This window comes from Martelella sp. HB161492, assembly GCF_013184775.1.
GTDB lineage: Bacteria > Pseudomonadota > Alphaproteobacteria > Rhizobiales > Rhizobiaceae > Martelella.
The window spans coordinates 41,780-63,759 of record NZ_JAATVV010000012.1 but is presented as its reverse complement, the minus strand read 5'-3'; the positions used below and the strand labels follow the sequence as shown (position 1 = coordinate 63,759).

The following is a 21,980-nucleotide window of genomic DNA, read 5'->3' as shown; positions in this document are numbered from 1 at the left end:
GGAGAAGCACCCTTGTCCCTGATACCGTCTGCCCTCAGCCGCCTGTCTCTTGCGGCGGCCCTTTGGGCCTTCACCGCGCTGCCCTCGCTTGCTGAAATGATCTCGGTCACCCATGCCAGTGGCACAACGCAGGTCGAGCGTGATCCCAAGACTGTGGTTGTTTTCGATCTTGCCTCGCTGGACACGCTGAATGCACTGGATGTGAAAGTGGCCGGTGTCCCGAGTGCACCATTGCCGGACGAACTGAAGCAATATGCCGGCGATGATTATGACAAGGTCGGCTCGCTGTTCGAACCGGACTTCGAGGCGGTCAATGCGCTTCAGCCGGATCTCATCATTGTCGCCGGCCGTTCGCAGCCGAAATATGCCGATCTGGCGAAGATTGCACCGACCATCGACCTGACCATCGACAATGCGCACTTCCTTGACAGCGTTGAGGCCAATGCCCGCACGCTCGGCCAGATCTTTGACCGCCAGGACGAGGTTGAGGCAAGGATTTCGGCGCTTGAACAATCCGTGACCGCGCTGCAGGGACTGACGGAGAATGCCGGTACGGCACTGGTGCTGCTGACCACCGGCGGCAAGGTCTCGGCTTTCGGGCCTGGTTCGCGTTTTGGCAATGTCTATGATCTCTATGGCTTTGCGGCTGCCGATCCGGGCCTCGATGTCGGCACGCACGGGCAGGCGGTTTCCTTCGAATATATTCTGAAGACCAATCCGGACTGGCTCTATGTCCTCGATCGCGACGCCACGATCGGCCAGACCGGCACTGCGGCTTCGGTGCTGCTCGACAATGATCTCGTCGACCAGACCACCGCCTGGAAAAAGGGGCAGGTCATCTATCCCGATGGCGGTCTGCTTTATCTGACGACAGGTGGACTTTATGCGGAACAGGCGCTGGTGGATCAGGTCGCCGCACGGCTGAAGGGCGAGGCAAAAGACTGACCGGCCATCACCGCCGACAGTGCAGACAGCCAGGGAGGGCGTCGCCGAAGGGTGGCGCCCTTATTGTTTCCTTATATTTCATCAATGCCGGGAAAAGGCCCGCAATTCGTCTGCTTAGGTCGCTAGAGCCGAGCTGGAGCCGGTTCCTTTGCTGATCTTGTCGTGAGGCAGACGCGCCGGTCTCTTCCGCCAGTCGCGGATTGTGCTTTCATCTCTCGAACCGACGGACCATTGATGATGACCGGAAATGCAGCAAGATCTCTCATTGGCGGCTTGGCGCTGGTGTTCGTCACGCAGACCACGGCGCCAGCCCAAGCAATGCCGCTCGCCGCGGCGCCTGGCACTGGCAGCGCTCAGCATGTGATCAAGGTACAGTCGCGGGGCGGCTATTGGTACGACGGGCCCAGGGCGGGCTACTGGTATGAGGAGCCGGGCTACTATTACTACGAGGACGACTATTATTACCGCGATCTTCCTCCACCCCCGCCCGAACGGTACAGAAGCGACGGCAGAGATGATGACTGGGTCCCCGCTGCCGTGCTGGGGGCGGGTGCACTGATCCTGGGCGGTGTCATCGCCGCATCGAACAACACCAGCAATCAGTTCACCGCGCCGATCACCAGCGGCATCAATCCGCGTCACTACGACTGGTGTGCCGAGGCCTACCGGTCCTATCGCCCCGCCGACAATACGTTCCAGTCCTATGGTGGTCCGCGGCAGCAGTGCTTCTCACCCTATTACTAGGAGCATGGCGCGCGCCGGGCGCTGCCCTTCGCGCCGGCCACACAAGGGAGGTGTCACCATCTCTATTCTGCGCCTCTTGCTTTGCCGGCAATGCCCTGTCGTTCCGGCTCAGCCCGTCATTTCTCTACAAGGCCCCCGTTAAGTTCCGGTTCAGCTCGCTTTTGCTAGATCAGGACATCGAGTGGCGGACCGGCAGTGTTTTGCTGGAACCGGGTTACCGCCGTAGCGTTTATCTCCGATGAATAGGAGTAGGACCATGCGTGGATATGTGAAGAACACTGTGATCGGTCTGATGTCAGCCGCTCTGGTGGCTGCTGCCACCTTGCCGGCAAATGCCATGCCGATCTCGGCACCGGATCACCACGGTGCCATTGTGAACGTGCAGGGCCCGCCGCCCGGCCGCGGATGGCATGGCGGTCCGCCGCCGCGCGGAGGCTGGGGTGGCCCGCCGCCGCGTGGAGGCTGGGGCGGCCCACCGCCGCGTGGTGGCTGGGGTCCGCCGCCTGGCCCGCCGCCCTATAATGGCTGGGGCTGGAATGGCAATGGCTGGGTGCCTCTGGCTGCCCTGGGCGCGGGCGCGCTGATCATCGGTGGTGCGATTGCGGCCGGCAACAACAATAACGGCTATGCCGCGCCCGGAGGCAACATCAATCCGCGCCATTACCAGTGGTGCGAGGACCGCTATAAATCCTATCGGGCCTATGACAACAGCTATCAGCCCTATAACGGGCCGCGGCAGCAGTGTTACTCCCCCTATTACTGACCGGGGACAGATGCGAAGAAGGCCGGAACGCGTTTCCGGCCTTTTTCATATGTGCATGGAACGGGCAGCCCTTCATGCATCGACCGTGTAAACGGCGCGCTCGGGCCATCGATGTTAATTTGCGGTTCAGAAAGCATTTGTTAGCTTTCTTGCAGCAACGCAGATTCAGCATCTTCCCTGGAACCGATGGCTGACATATGCGTTTGTTATCGGTCAAGAGGAGTATGAGAATGCTCGATTACGCAAAAAAGACCCTTGTCGGTGCCTTTGCCATGGTCTGTGTTGCTGCGGTTGCCGTGCCAGCCAGTGCCATGCCGGTCATCGCAACACCCGTTTCCGGCGATCAGCCGAATATTATCACGGTCCAGGGGCCACCGCCCGGCCATGGCGGCTATCGCCCGCCGCCAGGTCCGCCCCCGCACAGCAACTGGGGCTGGAACGGGAATGCCTGGGTTCCCCTGGCAGCGCTCGGAGCCACGGCGCTGATCATTGGCGGAGCGGTTGCTGCAGGAAACAATGCCAATAATGCTGCGCCCGGAGGCAACATCAATCCGCGCCACTACCAGTGGTGCGAGGATCGCTACAAGTCCTATCGGGCCTATGACAATAGCTATCAGCCCTATAACGGGCCGCGTCAGCAGTGCTATTCGCCCTATTACTGAATAGCCGATATCGGATGTGAAATGGGCCGGAGCAACGTCTCCGGCCTTTTTCTTTGCCTCAGACCTGTTTCGTGAGGCAGGCAACGGCCTCGACATGGGGGCTCCAGAGGAACTGGTCGATCGGGGTGATGCTGTCGACCCGATAGCCGCCAGCAACAAGGATCTCCAGGTCGCGGGCGAGGGTCGCCGGGTTGCAGCTGACAGCAACAATCTTCGGCACGATCGAACGGGCCAGTTCTTCCGCCTGTTCGCGGGCGCCTGCGCGTGGCGGGTCGAAGACGACACCGTCAAAGATTTTCAGTTCCTGCGGCATCAAGGGCCGGCGGAAAAGATCGCGCCGCTCGACGCTGACCGGCTTGAGCCCCTGCTGGTTGCGCGCGGCGTGATCGAGTGCGCCAAGCGCCGGAGCGCTCGATTCCACCGCGTGAACGCGCGCCTCGCGCGCCAGTCGCAACGCAAATGTACCGAAGCCGGAAAATAGATCGGCAACCCGTTTCGAACCGGCAAGGTGTGCAAGAACGAGTCGTGCCATCGTCTCCTCGGCGGTGATGCTGGCCTGACTGAAGGCTGCCGGCGGCGGCACCAGCGCGACACCGTCAATGGCAAGGGTCGGCTTGTCGGGTTCCACGAGGATTTCGTCGTCGATCGACAGCCGGGCAATGCCCTTCAGGGTCAGCGCCGCCTTGATGGCCGCCTGACGGCGTTTCTCCGAAGGCTTTTTCAGCCCCGAAAAGGCGATATCGAGACCTGTTGCCGTCTCCAGAACCGCGATGCGGAACGGCTCGGCACTGGAGGCAAGGATACCTGCCAGCAGCTTGAAGGCAGAAAAGCGTGCCACCAGCGAGGGCAGCAGGACCGGACATTCCTCAATGGCAACAATGTGATGGCTTGAAGGGCTTGAAAAGCCGAAGACAATTCCTGTCTCCGTCTTCCGTCCGGCAAAACTGGCCCGCCGGCGCTCACCCGGTGCCGCCTCCACCAATGGTTCGACGGGACAGTCGATATGGTGAAAGGCGAGGGCATCGGTGACAAGTGCGGTCTTGAACGCCCGATAGCCCTCAGGCCCCAGATGCTGCAGCGAACACCCGCCGCAGGTGCCGTTCGTGCCATCCGGGCCGAAGTGCCGACAGACCGGCGCAATGCGCTCCGGTGCGGGCGTCTTCAGCGCCAGCAATGTGCCGTGGTCCTTGTTTCGGGCGATCATCACCTCTTCGCCCGGCAGGGTGAACGGCACGAAGACGGGTCCCCTGGCGATTCCGTCACCCTGGCTGCCGAGCCTCTCGATCGTTACGGTTTCAGCGCTCATGCTGTCTTTATGTCCTTTCAAGACTTTCTGCCGCCGAGCAGATATTCGATATTGCCGTCGCCGCCTTCAATGGGGGAAGTGGTCACTCCGAGACTTTTCCAGCCGCAGGTCTGCACCAGCCAGCTCTCCAGATCTTTTGCCACCGCTGCGCCCAGAGCCGCGTCCTTCAGCAGACCCTTCTTGCCGATCGCCTCGCGTCCTGCCTCGAATTGCGGCTTGACCAGCAGCACACAGCAGGCCCCCGGAGCGGCGATCTCCAATGCCGGCGGCAACGCCAGTTTCAGCGAAATGAAGGAGACATCGGAGACGATGAAATCGAAAGGGCCATCGCCGATATCCGTTCGCGCAAGTTGACGGGCATTCAGCCCCTCAAGATTGGTGACGCGCGGGTCATCGGCGATTTTCGCGGCCATCTGGCCGTGTCCGACATCGACAGCCGTCACATGTGATGCTCCGGCCTCCAGCAGAACCTGCGTGAAACCGCCGGTCGAGGCGCCGATATCAAGCCCATGGCAGCCTTCCGGCGACAGGCCGAAATGCTCAAGGCCATGGACCAGTTTCAGTGCTGCCCGCGAGACATAGCGGCTGGCCGGATCGTCGATGGTGATGTCGGCATCCGGCGCCACCGTTTCGCCGGGCTTTCTGGCAATCCGGCCGTCAACCTGCACGGTGCCGCGCTGGATCGCATCGCGCGCCCGCGAGCGCGTGTCGAAACGGTTGAGCGCGACCAGAAGCTGGTCAAGGCGCATTGGGGTGAGGGATCCGGACATAGGCGGTCCTTGAACGGTTTTTCTGCCCGGCGCAAGCGCTTTCGGCGTCAGCCATTCAGCCGATCGTGCCCGTGGCAATGCGGGTCTGGCCGAGGGCTGCAAAAACCGTGTCGACAATCCCTTCCCGATCAAGCCCGGCACGGGCATACATGGCTTCGGGCTTTGCCTGTTCGACCCACAGATCGGGCATCACCATCTGCCGCACCTTCAGGCCGTGATCAATCAGGCCCTCATTGGCGAGGAATTGCAGCACATGGGCACCAAAGCCCCCGGCGGAACCTTCCTCGATCGTCACCAGGACTTCATGGTGGCGGGCCAGCTGGCGGATCAGATCAAGGTCCAGCGGCTTGGCAAAGCGCGCGTCGGCCACCGTGGTCGAAAGGCCGGCGGCATTGAGCAGCTGTGCCGCCTCAAGGGTTTCGCCAAGGCGTGTGCCAAAGGACAGGAGCGCCACCTTGGTGCCCTCGGTCATGATGCGGCCCTTGCCGATTTGGAGGATTTCGCCGCGGGCGGGCATCTCGATGCCGCGGCCTTCGCCGCGCGGATAGCGGAAGGAAATCGGCCCTTCATCATAGGCGGCAGCGGTACGTACCATATGTTTCAGCTCTGCCTCGTCGGCAGCGGCCATGACAACGAAACCGGGCAGGGTGGCAAGGTAAGTCGTATCGAAGGAGCCGGCATGGGTTGGCCCGTCGGCGCCGACAAATCCGGCACGGTCGATGGGGAAGCGCACGGGCAGGCCTTGCAGCGCCACGTCATGCACCACCTGGTCATATCCGCGCTGCAGGAAGGTCGAATAAAGTGCGCAGAAGGGTTTCATGCCCTCGGTGGCAAGTCCTGCGGCAAAGGTGACGGCATGCTGTTCGGCAATGCCGACATCGAAGATCCGCTTCGGAAATACGTTCTGGAACTTGTCCAGACCTGTGCCTGACGGCATGGCAGCGGTGATGGCGACGATCTTGTCATCATGCGTTGCCTCCTGCACCAGTGCTTCGGCAAAGACGCTGGTATAGCTCGGCGCGTTCGGCTTGGCCTTGGTCTGATGACCGGTCACCACATCGAAACGGCTGACGGCGTGGCACTTGTCGGCTGCCGCTTCTGCCGGGGCATAGCCCTTGCCCTTTTGCGTGACGACATGGATCAGAACCGGGCCATGGGCATTGTCACGGACATTGCGCAGCACGGGCAGCAGGTGCTCGAAGGAATGGCCGTCAATCGGGCCGATATGGTAGAAACCAAGCTCCTCGAACATGGTGCCGCCAGTGACAAACCCACGGGCATGGCCGACCACGCGCGAGATCGCCTTATCAACGGACTTGCCGAGATACTGGGTCAGCCGCTTGGAGAAATCACGGATTTCGAGATAAGCGCGCCCCGAGGCGAGACGGGCGAGATAGGCGCTGAGCGCGCCGGTTGGCGGCGCAATCGACATGTCATTGTCGTTCAGAATGACGATCTGGCGTGCGCCGAGCGCACCGGCATTGTTGAGCGCCTCGAAGGCCATGCCGGCAGACATGGCGCCATCGCCGATGACGGAGATGACATTGCGCGTCTCGCCCTTGAGATCCGCCGCAACGGCCATGCCGAGCCCTGCGGAAATCGAGGTGGACGAATGGCCTGCGCCGAAGGGGTCATATTCGCTCTCGGCGCGGCGGGTGAAGCCGGAAAGCCCGTCTTCCTGGCGCAGAGTCGTCATCCGGTTGCGCCGGCCGGTCAGGATCTTGTGCGGATAGCACTGATGACCGACATCGAAGATCAGCCGGTCTTCAGGCGTGTTGAAGACCTTGTGGATTGCAAGCGTCAGTTCGACCACGCCCAGTCCGGCTCCAAGATGGCCACCAGTGCGCGACACAGCGTCGATCATCGCCTCGCGAACTTCCTGAGCCAGCTGCGGCAGCTCGCGATCATCGATCGCGCGGAGGTCGGACGGGACGTTGATCTTGTCGAGCAGGCGCGTTTTTGACGGTACCGTCACTGTTTCTTGCCTCTTGGTGGCCGTATCGCGGTCACTGTTTCTGGTTTTGCATCGCGCTGACATCTTAGGGTCGGCTTACACGGAATATAAGATTTCTTCTTAACCAATTTCAGTGGCCGGGCAAAGGAACAAATTCTGTTTCGTCTCCCGCGACCAGTCCGAAACGCTTCTGTTTCCAGTCTTCCTTGGCCTGTTCTATCCGTTCCCTGGAGGATGAAACGAAATTCCACCATATGTGGCGGGGGCTCTCCAGCGCTGCACCGCCAAACAGCATCAGCCTGCATCCGGCGGGGGCGCCACCTGTGAGCGTGACCGTATCGCCTGGTCTCAGCACCAGAAGCTGTTCGGGCCCGAACATGTCATCGGCAATTTCGAGATTGCCTGAAAGAATGTAGATCGCCCGTTCTTCATGCGCTGCAGCAAAGGAAAGCCGTCCGCCCGCTTCCAGTGCGAGATCGACCATCAGCGTGTCGGAAAATGTGGCGACCCGGGAGGCGAGGCCGGCGAAATTGCCGAGCACGACCCGGCCGGAAACGCCCGTGTCGCTCAGTTCGGGCAGCTGATCCCGCTCGGTATGGCCGAAGCAGGGATCCATCTCTTCCTTTGCTTCAGGCAGCGCCAGCCAGGTCTGGACACCGGAGAGCGTGTGGCAGGCATCGCGCAGATCTTCCGGTGTGCGCTCCGAATGGGCAATGCCTTTGCCGGCCGTCATCAGATTGACGTCGCCGGGCCGGATCACCAGCTGGTTTCCCAAGGTGTCGCGATGCTTGATCTCGCCTTCGTTCAGATAGGTCACGGTCGAGAGGCCGATATGGGGGTGCGGCTTCACGTCCAGAGCATTGAGCCCGGTAATACGGGCGGGGCCCATGCGGTCGAAGAAGATGAAGGGGCCGACCAGCCGCCGCTTGATGGTCGGCAGCGCCCGCCTTACCTCGAAATCGCCGATATCGCTGGTGCGCGGGATGATCAGCTGGCTGATCGCGTCACAGGATGGTGCGTCGCCCGGTTCCGGATCCTTGCCTGGAAAAAAAGACATCGGCGCCTCCTTGCTGGGTTCAGGCCTCGTCGAGCGGTTCGGCCCCGGCTGGTGTGCCGGAACGATCGAGGCGGATCTTCTCGACTCGGGCTTCTGCTGCATTCAGAAGCTTTTCGCAATGCTTTTTCAGCTCTTCACCGCGGGCGTAGATGGCAATCGATTCGTCCAGCGCCACATCGCCGCGCTCCAGCCGTGCGACGATGCGTTCCAGCTCCTCGACGGCGCGCTCGAAGGTCATGTCGGCGATCTTTGCGGGTTTGGCGGCATCGGTCATGGTTGTCCTCTTTCGTCATTCTCGGCCATTCGGGCCATTTCTGCTTGGCGGGGATCATAGCCGTCTTCGGCGGCTCTGACGAGGTAGAGGCGGTCAAAAGCCACTGCTCAATCTCGAGATCCCCTGGCATCGGTGCTGCGTCGTCGTCGCGCAATGCAATGCAGGCATGGTCTTGACCTTGCAAAGGTTCTATAGATTGAGTTTAAGACCGCTGCCGGCAAAGATTTCCGGCGGTTCCGGAGCCTCCTGGCTTCGAAAGGCGCCCGGCGTTTCAGGGTGCTTCAGTTTAAGAAGGTTTGCGCGATGGACGAAAGACATCCTGAGAGGAGCGAGTTCAGGGTTCCTTACCGGGATATCGATATGCATGGGCGCATGCATACCGCTGCCTATATCGAACATGCTGAGGAAGCGCTGGCCAATTTCTGGCGCTACCGCCCGGAAGTGGCCAAGGAGCCTGCTTATGTGGTGCGTAAGGTCAGTTGTACTTTCTATCGCGGCCTGCGCAACGGCGAAATGGCGCGTCTGACGGTCAGAACCGCCAAGATTGGCGGCAAGACGGTGGGTTTCAACGTGGTGATGGAAGCGGGAAACGAGATTGCCGCCGAGGTCGATCTCCTCTGGGCCGCCGTCCAGTATGAAACCGGTGAATCGGCACCGCTGCCGGAGGCGACGCGCGACTGGCTCTATTCTTTCCTCGATTGAGGACCTTACGTTCCTCAATGGCATTTCAAGCGGGCGGGACAGTGATGTCCCGCCCGCTCTGTATTTCAGGCGCGCCGTGGCAGCAAGGGGTAGCCGATCATGACTGCGCGGGCGGCAAGGGCGGCAAGCCCCGCCTTGATCAGGTCCCCTGGAATGAAGGCGAGGCCGGACACGAAGGCGGCAGGCAGGCCCATGCCGACACCGAAGGCCAGCCAGGCCATCCCGCAGGCATAGACCACGACAATGCCGCCAATGGCAGCGGCGGCGAAGAAACCCGTCAGCTGTGCGATCGGGCGGCTATTGCGGGCAGCGCGTTCGGCGATCAGGCCTGCGACAAAGGCGCCGGGGATCCAGCCGATCAGATAGCCGACCGTCGGGCCGGCAAAGACGGCAAGGCCGCCACGGCCACCGGACAGAACCGGCAGGCCGATCGCGACGAGCAGAATGACCAGCAAAATGGCAAGCGTCCCGCGTTTGGCGCCGAGGATCAGCCCCGCCAGCATGACGCCAAGCGTCTGTGCCGTGATGGGGACGGGAATGAAGCCAAGCGGGATCGGCGGCAGGGCGCCAAGCGCAACAATGATGGCGGCAAACAGGGCCACGAGAACAAGATCGCGGGTGCTCATTCGGTCTTCCTTCTTTTTTGCGGTCTGCGGATGCCGCGCGCATCAATGGCTGCAGCAACCTGATCCGCATCCTTCAGGGTCAGGATCAGGAGCGGGATTATGACGCTTCCGGTTTTCGGCGCAAGGCCACGGGCGCGATGGGCATCGCGGATCGCGCCATAACGGGTCAGAATTTCGGGGACAAAGCGGATCACAAGGCCGACGGAAAGGCCGATATCGGCGGCATTGACGAGACCTATGCGTTCCAGCGGCCTTGCCCAGCGGGTGATGACGTCGATGAAGTCGGCAATCGTTGTCGTCGCCGTCACCGTCGCGCCAAACAGCATCAGAGCGGTCAGCTGCGATACCATGACCGCCGTTGGCACAGGGCCGGAGAAAATCAGGTTCACAATGCCGACGAGAAGGATGGCACCGACGATCGGCAGCAGCCGGGCGATCGAGGCTTTCAGGCCAAGCGGCAGAATGGCGTAGCTTATCAGTGCCAGGAGCAGAAGGGCGGCGAGGGCTGCGGGACTGGTGCTGGCGAAAAGCGCTACCGAGAACGCCACCAGCCCGGCGATTTTCACACCCGGTGAGAAGCGGTGAAAGATCGTATTGCCGTCGACAAAGAGCGTCTGCATCAGCCATTCATCTCTTCATAGCGCGCGATCACGCTGTCAGGCGCGCCATCGGCGACGATGACGCCCTGGTCGAACAGCAGGACGCGCTGCATATCCGCCATCAGCGCCAGATCGTGGGAAATGACGATCAGATCTTCGGCGAGCGTGTTGATGGCGGTGCGGACGATGGCGCGGTTCTTGAGATCGAGCTGGTTGGTCGGCTCATCGAGGATGACGAGCGAGGGGCGCGGCGCCAGAACGGCAGCAAGGGCAGCAAGCTGCAGTTCGCCGCCGGACAGTTCATGCGCGCGGCGATCGGCAAGATGGGCGATGCCAAGCCGTTGCAGCGTCTCGGCAATGCGCAGATCGATCATCTCTTTCGCAAGGCCACGGGCCTTCAGGCCAAGGGCGATGTCGTCCTTCAGGATTGGCAGAATGATCTGGTTCTGCGGGTTCTGGAATACAAAGCCGGCATCGGCCATCACCGTCTGCCTGTCCTTGACCGTATCGTGGCCATTGACAATGACACGACCGGCCGTCGGAGCGGAAAGTCCGTTGATCAGCCGGGCAAATGTGGTTTTGCCCGAGCCGTTGAGGCCGATAATGCCGATCCGGTGCTCGCCGAGCGACAGCTTCAGCGGGCTCAGGATTGTTCGCCCCTCAAGTTGCACCGCTGCATCTTCAAAGATGATCTGCACATCCGCCTCCGTGTCCGTTGCCGGTTCTTATAGAGGCCTGCCGATGGTTTCGAAAGCCGCAGGCAGCGCTTTGAACAGCCAAGCCGGCGCGGTGGCCGCCTTTCGAAGAAAATCCGGATGCGTTGTTCACCTTTTGTCCGAATCGGGCTAACGTCGCTCCATGATCACCACTATCGCCAACGAAGATGCGCGGCGCATCTTTCTCGCCCGCCAGGGGCTTTGCGAACGGATCCCGGCAGGTGCCGGGCGGCAGGGGCTTTTGTCGCTGATCGAGATGCTCGGTTTCGTGCAGGTTGATTCCATTCGCACCGTCGAGCGGGCGCATGACCTGATCCTGTGGTCGCGCTTTCCCGGCTATCGCCACGCCCAGCTTGCGGACCTCTTGGAAAAGGACCGGTCGCTGTTTGAGCACTGGACTCATGATGCGGCGATCATCCCGACGCGGTTCTATCCCTACTGGAAGCATCGTTTTGCCCGCGAGCAGGTCCGGCTTCTGGAGCGCTGGCGCAAATGGCGGGCGGCGGGCTTCGAGGAGGTCATCGAGGAAACGCTGGCGATGGTGCGTGATAGCGGACCGGTCATGGCGCGGGACCTGAAGTCAGACGAACATGTCTCCGGCGGCTGGTGGAACTGGCATCCGGGCAAGACGGCTCTCGAATATCATTGGCGCACCGGAAATCTTTCCATCTGCCATCGGGTCAATTTTCAAAAGGCCTATAATCTGTCTGAACGGGTAATCCCGGATGCGTGGCGAAATGCCAGTGTCGACCATGACGCCTTTGTTGACTGGGCCTGCCGCGCAGCGCTGACCCGGCTCGGCTTTGCCACGCCGGGTGAGATTGCCGCCTTCTTCGATATCATCACGCCGCAGGAGGCACGGGCCTGGGTCGAGGCAAACCGCGACGGGCTGGCCGATGTCGAGATCGGGCTGGCGGAAAAGGGCAAGAGCCGACAGGCGGTAGCGCTGGCCGAGGACGTCGCCAGCCTTCACGATGTGCCGGAGCCGCCATCACGCGTCAGGGTGCTCAGCCCCTTCGATCCGCTGTTGCGCGACCGCGCCCGCATCGAGCGGCTGTTCGGCTTTTTCTATCGCATCGAAGTCTTCGTGCCGGAGCCGAAACGGCAATATGGCTATTACGTCTTTCCGCTGCTCGAAGGCACGAAGCTGATCGGCCGGATCGACATGAAGGCGGAGCGCAAGCGGGATGCGCTGGAGGTCAGGCAGTTGTGGCTGGAGCCGGGCGTGAAGGCGAGTGCCGGACGTCTGGCAAAGCTTGACGCCGAGCTTGCCCGGCTTGCCCGCTTCACCGGTGTCGCCCGGGTCGAATATCTTGATGGCTGGCAGCCCGGCTGATCAGTCGAGTCGTCCGGTCTGACCGCGATCGCGCAGATAATGGTCAGCGACGGCGCAGGCGAGCATCGCCTCGCCGATCGGCACGGCGCGGATGCCGACGCAGGGGTCATGGCGGCCCTTGGTTCTGAGATCGACATCATGGCCGTCACGGTCGATCGTGCGGCGTGGCGTCAGGATCGAGGAGGTCGGCTTGATGGCGAAACGCACGACAATCGGCTCTCCGGTGGAAATGCCGCCGAGAATGCCGCCGGCATGGTTGGACAGAAACAGCGGCTTGCCATCATTGCCCATGCGCATTTCATCGGCATTTTCCTCGCCGGTCAGCTCTGCGGCGTTGAAACCTTCACCGATCTCGACGCCCTTGACCGCATTGATCGACATCATCAGCGCGGCAATATCCTGATCCAGCTTGGCGTAGATCGGCGCGCCAAGGCCAGCCGGCACGCCTTCGGCAACGACTTCCACCACGGCGCCGACGGAGGATCCGGCCTTGCGGATGCCGTCGAGATAATCTTCCCATACGGGCACCATCTCGGGGTCCGGGCAGAAGAAGGGGTTGTTGTCGACTTCGTTCCAGTTCCAGTTGGCACGGTTGATCCGGTGCTTGCCGATCTGGGTCAGTGCCGCGCGATAGGTCACGCCAGGCAGCACCTTGCGGGCGATTGCGCCAGCGGCAACGCGGGCGGCGGTCTCACGGGCGGACGATCGTCCGCCGCCGCGATAATCGCGGATCCCATATTTGACGTCATAGGTGTAATCGGCGTGGCCGGGGCGGTATTGCCGGGCGATCTCGCCATAATCCTTCGAGCGCTGATCGGTGTTTTCGATCATCATCGAAATCGGCGTGCCGGTGGCAATCATCGTCACGCCGTCCTCATCCATCATCACGCCCGAAAGCACCTTCACTTCATCGGCCTCGCGGCGCTGGGTGACGAAACGCGACTGTCCTGGCTTGCGGCGGTCGAGGAAATGCTGGATTTCGGCGAGCGTGAATTTCACACCGGGCGGGCAGCCGTCAACGACGCAGCCGAGCGCCGGACCGTGGCTCTCGCCCCAGGTGGTGACACGGAAGAGGTGACCGAAGGTGTTATGCGACATGAAAGCCTTCTCCAGCGCGGTTCCTTGATGAACGCCGCAACGCTGTAAAGCAATTGGCGCCTGAGGGAAAGGCTTTGCCGCGTGATTGGCTCAGTCCAGCCAGTCGATCGTGTTTCTGGCAAGATCGATCTTCAGCACCTTGTCCTGCGGAATATCGGTCATGGCGGCGGCATCGGGTTCAAGGCCGGCAATTAGGCGGAACATGGCGCGGATCACGCCGCCATGGCAGACACAGACCGTCGGGCCGACGACATCCTTCATCCAGGCTCCGATCCGCCAGGATAGAATCTCATAGCTTTCAGCGCTTGTCCCGGGCGGCACAAACGCCCATTTGTCGTGCTCGCGTTCTTCGATCAGTTCGGGATAGTCGACGGCAAGCTCCTTCAGGGTGCGGCCTTCCCAGTCTCCGAAGGAAAGCTCCTTCAGCCGTTCATCGGTGCGGTAGAGTTCCGGTGTCAGCCCCATGGCAGCGCGGGCGCGCTCCATCGTCTCGCGGGTTCTGGACAGAGGGCTTGCGACAAAATCGAAAAGGCCGGTATCGGCACCGAGGATCGCTTTCAGCTTGACGCCATTGCCGCGGGCCTGTTCCCGGCCGATATCATTCAGCGGAATGTCTTTCTGGCCCTGCATACGGGCCTCGGCGTTCCAGTCCGTCTGGCCGTGACGGATCGCATAGATCAGCAATGTGCTTGTCCCCGGTAAGGTCTTGCCCGGCAGGAGCCGGTAAATCTATCATCGCTTAAAACAGTTTCGGCGCGGATCTGGTTCCGCGCCGAGAAAAGATGATCAGTCCTTGGCAACCGAAATATCCGGCGCATCGACCGACTTCATGCCGACGACGTGATAGCCGCTGTCGGCGTGGAGCACCTCGCCGGTGATCGAGGTCGACAGGTCCGACAGCAGGAAGAGGGCGGAATTGCCGACTTCCTCGATCGTGACATTGCGCTTCAGCGGCGAATTATATTCGTTCCACTTCAGGATATAGCGGAAATCGCCGATGGCGGAGCCTGCCAGCGTCTTGATCGGACCGGCGGAAATGGCGTTGACGCGAATACCGCGTCCGCCGAGATCGACAGCCATGTAGCGCACACTGGCTTCAAGTGCTGCCTTGGCAACACCCATGACGTTGTAGTGTGGCATGACCTTTTCCGCACCGTAATAGGTGAGGGTGATCATCGAGCCGCCGTCATTCATCATCTTCTCGGCGCGGTGGGCAACGGCGGTGAAGGAGTACACCGAGATGTCCATCGAGCGGGCGAAATTGTCACGCGAGGTGTCGATATAACGGCCGGTCAGCTCTTCCTTGTCGGAAAAGGCGATGCAGTGGACGACGAAGTCGATCTTGCCCCAGGCGGCTTCGAGGTCGTCGAAAACCTTGTTGATGGTGTCGGGGTCGGTCACATCGCAATGGCCGATCAGCAGGGCGTCAAGCTCTGCCGCCAGGGGTTCGACGCGCTTCTTCAGGTTGTCACCCTGCCAGGTGAGCGCGATCTCCGCACCTGCATCACGACACGCTTTGGCAATACCCCATGCGATCGACCGGTTGTTGGCGACACCCATGATGATGCCGCGTTTGCCTTTCATGAGGCCGGATGCTTCAGCCATATATCGGTGCTCCTTGAGACTGTCTTCCACTTTGCCTATGGCATAGGCAGCAATGCGGTTCAAGCAGTGTGAACCCCGTGGCGATCGCTTTAGCCCTGGAAAAGCCTATTGCCAAGCCCCTGTGAATTGTGCTCACTCGCTTTGAACCTTCGGGGCGTCGGATTGCTTTTGCAAGTGAGTCCTTTCAGGCCGGTTCGCTTCTTTGTCGTTGTTCTTGCGCCAGTCGTTCCGATAAGGCAACGCTTTTATTCCAGGGAGTAGCACCATGGCTGATGTACAAGGGAACGCCGCTGATTTCACAGCGGAAAATGACCCGTTCGAACTTTTCGGAAAATGGCTGAAAGATGCCGAAGCCAGCGAGGTGAACGACCCGAATGCTGTCGCTATCGCGACTGTGGATGAGAACGGCCTGCCCAATGTCCGCATGCTGCTGATGAAGGGCTTTGACCTCAACGGTTTCGTCTTTTACACCAATTTCGAGAGCCAGAAGGGTCGGGAACTGCTTGGCCAGCCAAAGGCCGCCATGTGCTTTCACTGGAAATCGCTGCGCCGGCAGGTCCGGCTGCGCGGCCCTGTGGAAGTGGTCGCCGATGCCGAAGCGGACGCTTATTTCGCCTCGCGTGCCCGTGGCAGCCGAATCGGTGCCTGGGCTTCGAAGCAGTCGCGGCCGCTGGAAAGCCGGTTTGCGCTGGAAAAGGCCGTTGCCCAGAATACCGCCCGCTACGGCGTCGGCGAAATTCCGCGTCCGCCCTACTGGTCCGGTTTCCGGCTGAAACCGGTCTCGATCGAATTCTGGCGCGATGGCAAGTTCCGTCTGCATGACCGGATCGAGTTTCGCCGCGAAAATCCGGAAGGCGGCTGGCAGAAGGTGCGGATGTATCCGTAAAAGGTCAGACAGGATCTATCGAAGGGAGGACGATATGGCAGTTGCAGAATTGACCGAAGCCGAGGTGGCCGCTCAGGAGGAACGGCTGGTCTTTTCCGAATTCACCGAGGTGACCGCCTTTGATGTCGGCTGCCGTCTGGTCGAGCGGGCGCGCGCGGAGAACGCGCCCGTGGTGATCGATATTCGCACGCCCGACCGGACCTTGTTCCACGCCGCGCTCACCGGGGCGACGCCTGCCAATGATATCTGGGCGATGCGCAAATCCAATGTCGTCTTCCATTTTCACCGCGCCTCCATGGCCATCCAGCTGATGCATGCCCGAAAAGGGGCGTCAATCGGCCCGCAGATCGGGCTCGATCCGATGGATTATGCTGATCATGGCGGCAGCTTTCCCGTCCGTGTCGTTGGCGCCGGGGTGATCGCCGCCATCACCGTATCCGGCCTCGCCAGCGCTGAGGATCATGGCATGATCGTTTCGGTATTTGAGGGGCTTGAGCGCTGATCAGACGGCCGGCGTCCAGCCGGTCTGATCGCCGGTGGTCCGGGCCCTGACTTCCGGGGAGGCGAGGCAAGAGGCAAAGGCCTCATAGCCGGTGGCGCCGCGGAACGGTGGCACGATGATCGGCGGTGCGTGATTGGCCGGACACAGGATCAGTGCTTCGGCCGGTGTCACCGCGTCGAGATCAAGCATGGCCGTCGAGCGCGTCATCAGGAAGAGCGCAGGCGCGGAAGCCGGGCGCTGACGCAGCCAGGCGGCGAGCGCCTCCTGGGTCGGGTGATCAAGTGCCTCTTCGACCAGGTCCACCACCAGAGCGGAGGGCTGTTCCTGGCAAAGGGCGGTCACGAGGCCGAGCAGGGCCGGCGATGCCGTGGCACCGTCGGAAACGAGGGATCCGACAATGGTTTCGGCGCGTGACGCCGAGCCGGGCTCTGCCTCTATCCTGCGATCGAGCCGGACCTCCAGCGCGCCGAATAAGGTCTGGGAAAGGGTGCGCAGGAAGCGGGTCTTGCCGCTGCCGAGCGGACCGGTGACCCAGGTGATCGGCTTCATGTCGGCCAGCTCGAACAGTTCGCCATCCCATGGCCAGGGCAGCGGAAAGGCAATCGCCGGCTCGGTGCGTGTTCCCGTCAGCCTTATGACGGCAGCAATGTCGGGGCTGACGCCGGATGCGATGTCGCTGCGAAGTTCTGCGAGCCGTGCGATTGTGTCTGCAAGGCCTGCAAGTTCAGTTTCGAGCGTCCGTTGATGGCGCGCCAGAACCGGCTCCAGTTCCGCGCCGTCTCCCGTCATGATGCGGCTTATGGCGGCAAGGCCAAGACCAAGCGCACGCAGCGCGGCAATTTCGCGGGCGCGGGTCATGTCGGCGGGACCGTAGACCCGCCAGCCGGAGCGGTTGCGGCCCGGATGAATCAGTCCGCGCTCCTCGTAAAGCCTGAGCGCCTTGATCGAGGTGCCAAGCCTGAGGGCAGCCTCGGAGGGGGAGAAGAAACGTGACGATTGCGGCATGGAATCACTCCTGAAGGCTTGGGTCCCGTCCTAGATGGGGCCGTCCCCGGGGTACGGGTCAAGGCCTTGTTCGGGTGTTCATGCCTGTCCGCATGTTAGCGCATCGCGGTCCGGATTTGCCCGCGCAAAACGCCGCGGTCCCGGGGTTGTCATGCCTTTTTGCATCAGGATCAGTGCAAAGGGCAGGCCATTATCGTCTGTTTCACGGCGGCGGATACCGCAAAAGCCGTGCCGCCGGTAAAAGGCAATCGCGCGCTCGTTGCGGGCATAGACTTCCAGCGCCAGCCTGCCGCGCAGCGACAAGGCATGATCGAGAAGCGCCGAACCGATGCCATGGCCCTGGACATGTGGATCGACAAACAGGCCGCCGACAAAATCATCGATCAGTCCGATGAAGCCGAAGGGCGTTTGCCCGCAGGCGGCAACCCAGCATTCGGCTTCACCGAGAAAGCGCTCGGCGATAATGCGTCTCTGATCGGCAAGGAGATCCGCAGGCAGAAAGGAATGCGACCGGATGGAGGCGTCATGCCAGATCCCGCACAGGGCTTCTGTGTCGGTGGCGAGAAGGCGACGGATTTCGAAAGGTTGACGGGTCATGTGAGATCAAAAAACAGCTACGCGATACTTGCCCGCATTCAGCAATCAAAGCGGTAAAGAAACCGCTAAGGCGCGAAAAACTGCAATACGCATTTTTTCGTTTCCGAAAATACATAACAAGGTATATAACTGGTTATGTAAAAGGAGACGGGATGTGACGGATATTGTCAGGGAATTGGGCTATCTGACCCTTGGAACACGATTGCGCCGCCTTGGTGAACGGTTTCAGACCGAGACGCAAAAGATCATGGATGATGCCGGGCTGGCGATACAGGCAGCGCAGTTTCCCTATCTCGCAGCTCTCGATCGCGCCGGACCGCTGAGCGTCGGTGATCTGGCTGCTGCACTTGGAACCAGCCAGCCCGGCGTAACGCGGACATTGGCGCAGCTTGAGCGGCATGGTCTGGTGGAGGCGGTGGTTTCGAAGGAGGATCAGCGACGGCGTGTGGTGGCGTTGAGCCGCGAGGGCAGGGTGCTGGTGGATTTTGCCAGAGACCAGGTCTGGCCGCGGGTTGAGGCCGCCGTTCGCGGGCTTTGCCGCGATCTGGAGGGGCCGCTTCTCGATCAGCTCGCCGGTCTGGAGCAGGGGCTGGAGGCGATCTCGCTCGCCCGGCGCGCCGACATGCAGGAGCCGCACTGATGGAAACGCTTGATCGCCCGGTCTGGAATGCACTGACATCCCGTCACGCCCATCTGGCACAGGGAGACGGGCAGGCACTGCGCTATCCCGCCTCCATCATCCCCTTTGCCGCGATGCGTGACACGGATATCCGTTCGGCGCAGGCACTGACGCAGATGCTTGTCCCCGGTGAGACAGTGATGCTGGTCGAGCGCGCGCCGATCACCGTGCCGGATGGCTGCACGCTTTTGAAGCGCGCACGGATCACCCAGATGGTCGGCACGGGTGAGTTTGCGCCGGTCAGCGATCAACGGATCGCGCTTCTGGGCCCGCAGGATGCAGGGGAGATGCTGGAACTGGCGCTGTTGACCCGGCCCGGGCCCTTCACCCTTGACGCCCAGCGGCTTGGTCCGTTCTGGGGCGTGCGGATCGATGGCCGGCTTGCCGCCATGGCGGGGCAGCGCATGCATGTGGATGGCTTCGTTGAACTGAGCGGGCTTTGTACCCACCCGGATTTTCGCGGGCAGGGGCTTGGCCGTCACCTGCTGTGCCACGCGGCCGGCGCGATCACGCGCGCCGGCGGACAGGTGTTTCTCCACACCTATGCCGACAATGAAACGGCGATCGGCCTCTATGAACGTTCTGGTTTTCACCGTCGGGCCGAACTTCACGCATGTCTGATCGAGCGTCGCTAGCGCACCGGCTCGAAAACCGGAATCGATTTTCAAAAAGAACGATGCGTCGATTCAATAAGATAGAGCGTCCTGGTGCGCCCTAAGGCCCGGATGTCAGGCCTTGGTGCCGCCGACCGTGACCTGATCGAGCCTGAGATGCGGCTGGCCTACGCCGACCGGAACCCACTGTCCTGCCTTGCCGCAATTGCCGATGCCATTGTCGAGCTTCATGTCGTTGCCGACCATGGAGACCCTTTTCATCGCGTCGGGTCCGTTACCGATCAGCATGGCGCCCTTGATCGGCGCGCCGATCCTGCCGTTTTCAATCAGATAGGCCTCGGTGCAGGAGAAGACGAACTGGCCGGAGGTGATGTCGACCTGGCCGCCACCGAATGCGACTGCATAAATGCCCTTCTTGACCGAGCCGATGATCTCTTCCTTGGTCTTGTCCCCGCCAAGCATGTAGGTGTTGGTCATGCGCGGCATGGGCAGTTCCGAATAACTCTGCCGGCGGCCGTTGCCGGTCGGCTGAACACCCATCAGTCGGGCATTCATGCGGTCCTGCATGTAGCCGGTCAGGCGGCCGTTTTCGATCAGGACGTTATAGCCGGACGGCGTGCCCTCGTCATCGATGGAGATCGAGCCGCGCAGGTCCGGGATCGTGCCATCGTCGACAATGGTCACGCCGGGGGCTGCGACCATCTCGCCCATCAGGCCGGAAAAGGCGGAGAGCTTCTTGCGGTTGAAATCGCCCTCAAGCCCATGGCCGACCGCTTCGTGAATCATCACGCCGGGCCAGCCATTGCCAAGCACCACATCCATGGTGCCGGCAGGCGCCTCGATGGCTTCAAGGTTGACGAAGGCCTGGCGCAGGGCTTCTTCGGCGCCGCTCTGCCAGTCCTGACGGGCGAAGAGATCGGCAAAGCCGATCCGGCCGCCAAGACCGAAAGAGCCGGTTTCCTGCCGGTCGCCCTCGCCGACGACAACCGAGATGTTGAGGCGCGTCATCGGCCGGACATCGCCGACCCTGTAGCCATCGGCGCGCAGGATTTCGACCACCTGATGGCTGGCGGCCAGCGAAGCTGAGACCTGGCGCACGCGCGGATCGCGGTCGCGGATATAGGCGTCGATCTCGCCGAGCAGCTTGACCTTGGCTTCGAAAGTCGGTTCACCGATCGGGTTTTCAGCGCTGTAGAGCTTCGTATTGGTGCCGCGCGGCGGCTCGGCATAGGTGCCGGAATATCCGCTGGTCACGGCCTTTGCCGTCGATGCTGCGCGCTTCAGTGCCGAGACCGACAATTCGCCCGCATGGGCAAAACCGCTGGCCTCACCGGCAACGGCACGCAGGCCGAAGCCGTGGCCGGTGTTGAAGGAGCCGCTTTTCAGCCGGCCATCGTCAAAGCTCAGGCTCTCGTTCTGGGCATATTCGACATAGAGTTCGCCGTCGTCCGCATCCTTCAGCGTATCGGAAACGAGGGCGCGGACGGTTTCCTCATCGGCATCGAATTGGCTGAGCAGGTCGCGATCGGTCATGGCGGACTCCGGAAGGTTCAAAGGGGCTTATTTCACCCATATAGGGTGTCAGGGCAGCGCATCATAGCCCTCGGCAAAACCGGTCAGGTCCACCGGAATGCCGATCATGTCCTCGTCAGCGGAGAAACGCAGCGTGAAAATGGCTTCCTTGCCGTTGCGCAGCACCTTCATCAGGTCGTCATCAATCTGCACTTCGACATAGCAGCCATCGAGATAGCAGCGTGAGAAATAGGCCTTGCCGATATTGGCGCCGTCCACATAGAGCCCCATGCCATCGGGGATCAGCACGCCGAGCGGGGTCAGGATGCGCAAAAGCTTCGACTGGCGGTCGGCGGTCTTCAGAACGGCAATTGAAAGGCCGACTTCGGGGCGGTCATCGGCCATGACATTCTGCATCAGGGCACACTGGTCGATGCTGGAACCCGGCGGCTTGTCGCAGATCAGCGACCAGGCACCGTGATTCTCCTTCACGATACTGGTCTGGGTGGTGTCGGAACCGGGCAGGACCGGGCTGTCTTGCGACGGTGTGGCGGTGGCCGCGTTGTCACCCGGTGCCGGCGTTGGAACGGGTGCGCTTTCCTGTGCAAAAGCCGAACCGGACAAAGCAAGAAGCGCAAGCCCCGTCAGCGCAGCACGCAGTCCGCCTGAGCTTACTGTGACAATGGGCGCCCGGGCGGGGAAGCGGGAGTGGCTGGCCATGATTCGAATACGTCCTGACTGGTTGAAATGCGGCGCAATGGCGATTACGCGATAACGGTCTTACCAATGAATGGCGGAGACTTCAAAGCCGTTCGTGACAGATCGGTTCGGACATTTTAGGGCAGAAAATTCAGCTTGAGACGATTTGACGCTGCAAATGTTGGCTCGCTATGGCATAATTGTGACGGAGGAAATGAAATCAGGATCGCTGAAAGCAGCCACAGATCCATGACAGGAGGCAGGGGACGGCCTTTCTGTGCTATCTGCTGTTTGAGCCTGTTGGCCCTGATACCTTGATAGCAGTGATC

25 protein-coding genes are annotated in these 21,980 nt (G+C 61.4%); 10 read left to right on the top strand and 15 right to left on the bottom strand.

Annotated elements, in window-relative coordinates:
* Positions 1-12: 12 nt before the first annotated feature.
* The 4 genes from HCK86_RS18700 (at position 13) to HCK86_RS18685 (ending at position 3,114) form a co-directional block, all read left to right on the top strand.
* Complete coding sequence (locus HCK86_RS18700; RefSeq protein WP_246739673.1) at positions 13-945, top strand: siderophore ABC transporter substrate-binding protein; 933 nt, start codon at positions 13-15, stop codon at positions 943-945.
* Between the two features lie 360 nt (positions 946-1,305).
* The gene (locus tag HCK86_RS18695; RefSeq protein ID WP_246739672.1) at positions 1,306-1,689 is read left to right on the top strand and encodes a BA14K family protein; all 384 of its coding nucleotides are present in this window, start codon (positions 1,306-1,308) and stop codon (positions 1,687-1,689) included.
* 256 nt (positions 1,690-1,945) lie between these two features.
* Positions 1,946-2,452: a BA14K family protein gene (locus tag HCK86_RS18690; protein WP_176086000.1), complete on the top strand. Its 507-nt coding sequence runs from the start codon at positions 1,946-1,948 to the stop codon at positions 2,450-2,452.
* A 230-nt stretch (positions 2,453-2,682) separates the two neighbouring features.
* The gene (locus HCK86_RS18685) at positions 2,683-3,114 is read left to right on the top strand and encodes a BA14K family protein (protein ID WP_246739671.1); all 432 of its coding nucleotides are present in this window, start codon (positions 2,683-2,685) and stop codon (positions 3,112-3,114) included.
* A gap of 58 nt (positions 3,115-3,172) precedes the next feature.
* Here the strand turns inward: HCK86_RS18685 and HCK86_RS18680 are convergent, their stop codons facing one another.
* The 5 genes from HCK86_RS18680 to HCK86_RS18660 form a co-directional block, all read right to left on the bottom strand.
* Positions 3,173-4,420: a class I SAM-dependent RNA methyltransferase gene (locus HCK86_RS18680; protein WP_176085998.1), complete on the bottom strand. Its 1,248-nt coding sequence runs from the start codon at positions 4,418-4,420 to the stop codon at positions 3,173-3,175.
* A gap of 17 nt (positions 4,421-4,437) precedes the next feature.
* Entirely contained in the window at positions 4,438-5,190 is a 753-nt protein-coding gene (locus tag HCK86_RS18675; RefSeq protein ID WP_176085997.1) for a TlyA family RNA methyltransferase, read from the bottom strand.
* Between the two features lie 55 nt (positions 5,191-5,245).
* Positions 5,246-7,165: a 1-deoxy-D-xylulose-5-phosphate synthase gene (gene dxs / locus HCK86_RS18670; protein ID WP_348641100.1), complete on the bottom strand. Its 1,920-nt coding sequence runs from the start codon at positions 7,163-7,165 to the stop codon at positions 5,246-5,248.
* Between the two features lie 109 nt (positions 7,166-7,274).
* Positions 7,275-8,201 carry a pirin family protein gene (locus HCK86_RS18665; protein WP_176085995.1) on the bottom strand — a complete coding sequence of 309 codons (927 nt, stop codon included), beginning with the start codon at positions 8,199-8,201 and terminating at the stop codon, positions 7,275-7,277.
* A 19-nt stretch (positions 8,202-8,220) separates the two neighbouring features.
* On the bottom strand, positions 8,221-8,475 hold the full coding sequence (locus HCK86_RS18660; RefSeq protein WP_176085994.1) for an exodeoxyribonuclease VII small subunit: 255 nt from the start codon (positions 8,473-8,475) through the stop codon (positions 8,221-8,223).
* A 303-nt stretch (positions 8,476-8,778) separates the two neighbouring features.
* Between HCK86_RS18660 and HCK86_RS18655 the strand changes: the two genes are divergently transcribed.
* Positions 8,779-9,177, top strand: a complete 399-nt coding sequence (locus HCK86_RS18655; protein ID WP_176085993.1) for a thioesterase family protein — start codon at positions 8,779-8,781, stop codon at positions 9,175-9,177.
* A gap of 65 nt (positions 9,178-9,242) precedes the next feature.
* Here the strand turns inward: HCK86_RS18655 and HCK86_RS18650 are convergent, their stop codons facing one another.
* From HCK86_RS18650 to HCK86_RS18640, 3 genes are read right to left on the bottom strand one after another with little or no spacing between them, the layout of a single operon-like run.
* Positions 9,243-9,803, bottom strand: coding sequence for a biotin transporter BioY (locus HCK86_RS18650; RefSeq protein ID WP_176085992.1), 561 nt, complete (start codon positions 9,801-9,803; stop codon positions 9,243-9,245).
* Positions 9,800-10,423 carry an energy-coupling factor transporter transmembrane protein EcfT gene (locus tag HCK86_RS18645; RefSeq protein ID WP_176085991.1) on the bottom strand — a complete coding sequence of 208 codons (624 nt, stop codon included), beginning with the start codon at positions 10,421-10,423 and terminating at the stop codon, positions 9,800-9,802. Before HCK86_RS18645 ends, HCK86_RS18650 begins: the two co-directional genes overlap by 4 nt.
* Positions 10,423-11,100 carry an energy-coupling factor ABC transporter ATP-binding protein gene (locus HCK86_RS18640; protein WP_176085990.1) on the bottom strand — a complete coding sequence of 226 codons (678 nt, stop codon included), beginning with the start codon at positions 11,098-11,100 and terminating at the stop codon, positions 10,423-10,425. Before HCK86_RS18640 ends, HCK86_RS18645 begins: the two co-directional genes overlap by 1 nt.
* 160 nt (positions 11,101-11,260) lie before the next feature.
* On the opposite strand from HCK86_RS18640, the gene HCK86_RS18635 reads away from it, so the two are divergent.
* Positions 11,261-12,454, top strand: coding sequence for a winged helix-turn-helix domain-containing protein (locus tag HCK86_RS18635; protein ID WP_176085989.1), 1,194 nt, complete (start codon positions 11,261-11,263; stop codon positions 12,452-12,454).
* Here HCK86_RS18635 and aroC read toward each other — a convergent pair whose 3' ends face one another.
* The 3 genes from aroC to fabI form a co-directional block, all read right to left on the bottom strand.
* Entirely contained in the window at positions 12,455-13,552 is a 1,098-nt protein-coding gene (gene aroC / locus HCK86_RS18630) for a chorismate synthase (protein WP_176085988.1), read from the bottom strand.
* A 90-nt stretch (positions 13,553-13,642) separates the two neighbouring features.
* Positions 13,643-14,236 (bottom strand): histidine phosphatase family protein, encoded by a 594-nt coding sequence (locus HCK86_RS18625; RefSeq protein WP_176085987.1) that lies wholly within the window; start codon positions 14,234-14,236, stop codon positions 13,643-13,645.
* A 102-nt stretch (positions 14,237-14,338) separates the two neighbouring features.
* A complete protein-coding gene (fabI, locus tag HCK86_RS18620; protein WP_176085986.1) occupies positions 14,339-15,157 on the bottom strand; it encodes an enoyl-ACP reductase FabI in 819 nt (272 codons plus the stop codon).
* A gap of 265 nt (positions 15,158-15,422) precedes the next feature.
* Between fabI and pdxH the strand changes: the two genes are divergently transcribed.
* Together pdxH and HCK86_RS18610 are read left to right on the top strand one after the other, a co-directional pair.
* Entirely contained in the window at positions 15,423-16,043 is a 621-nt protein-coding gene (gene pdxH / locus HCK86_RS18615) for a pyridoxamine 5'-phosphate oxidase (protein ID WP_176085985.1), read from the top strand.
* Positions 16,044-16,077: 34 nt separating this feature from the next.
* The gene (locus tag HCK86_RS18610) at positions 16,078-16,545 is read left to right on the top strand and encodes a heme-degrading domain-containing protein (protein WP_176085984.1); all 468 of its coding nucleotides are present in this window, start codon (positions 16,078-16,080) and stop codon (positions 16,543-16,545) included.
* Here HCK86_RS18610 and HCK86_RS18605 read toward each other — a convergent pair whose 3' ends face one another.
* Positions 16,546-17,550, bottom strand: a complete 1,005-nt coding sequence (locus HCK86_RS18605) for a MerR family transcriptional regulator (protein ID WP_176085983.1) — start codon at positions 17,548-17,550, stop codon at positions 16,546-16,548. It lies immediately after the preceding gene.
* Positions 17,551-17,628: 78 nt separating this feature from the next.
* Positions 17,629-18,147: a GNAT family N-acetyltransferase gene (locus tag HCK86_RS18600; RefSeq protein ID WP_176085982.1), complete on the bottom strand. Its 519-nt coding sequence runs from the start codon at positions 18,145-18,147 to the stop codon at positions 17,629-17,631.
* Positions 18,148-18,301: 154 nt separating this feature from the next.
* Here HCK86_RS18600 and HCK86_RS18595 point away from each other — a divergent pair, with 154 nt between their 5' ends.
* Positions 18,302-18,787, top strand: a complete 486-nt coding sequence (locus tag HCK86_RS18595; RefSeq protein ID WP_348641099.1) for a MarR family transcriptional regulator — start codon at positions 18,302-18,304, stop codon at positions 18,785-18,787.
* Positions 18,784-19,461, top strand: coding sequence for a GNAT family N-acetyltransferase (locus HCK86_RS18590; RefSeq protein ID WP_176086114.1), 678 nt, complete (start codon positions 18,784-18,786; stop codon positions 19,459-19,461). Before HCK86_RS18595 ends, HCK86_RS18590 begins: the two co-directional genes overlap by 4 nt.
* Before the next feature lie 93 nt (positions 19,462-19,554).
* On the opposite strand, the gene tldD is transcribed toward HCK86_RS18590, so the two are convergent.
* Positions 19,555-20,973, bottom strand: a complete 1,419-nt coding sequence (tldD, locus tag HCK86_RS18585; RefSeq protein ID WP_176085981.1) for a metalloprotease TldD — start codon at positions 20,971-20,973, stop codon at positions 19,555-19,557.
* A 48-nt stretch (positions 20,974-21,021) separates the two neighbouring features.
* Complete coding sequence (locus tag HCK86_RS18580; protein WP_176085980.1) at positions 21,022-21,672, bottom strand: invasion associated locus B family protein; 651 nt, start codon at positions 21,670-21,672, stop codon at positions 21,022-21,024.
* Positions 21,673-21,980: the final 308 nt, after the last annotated feature.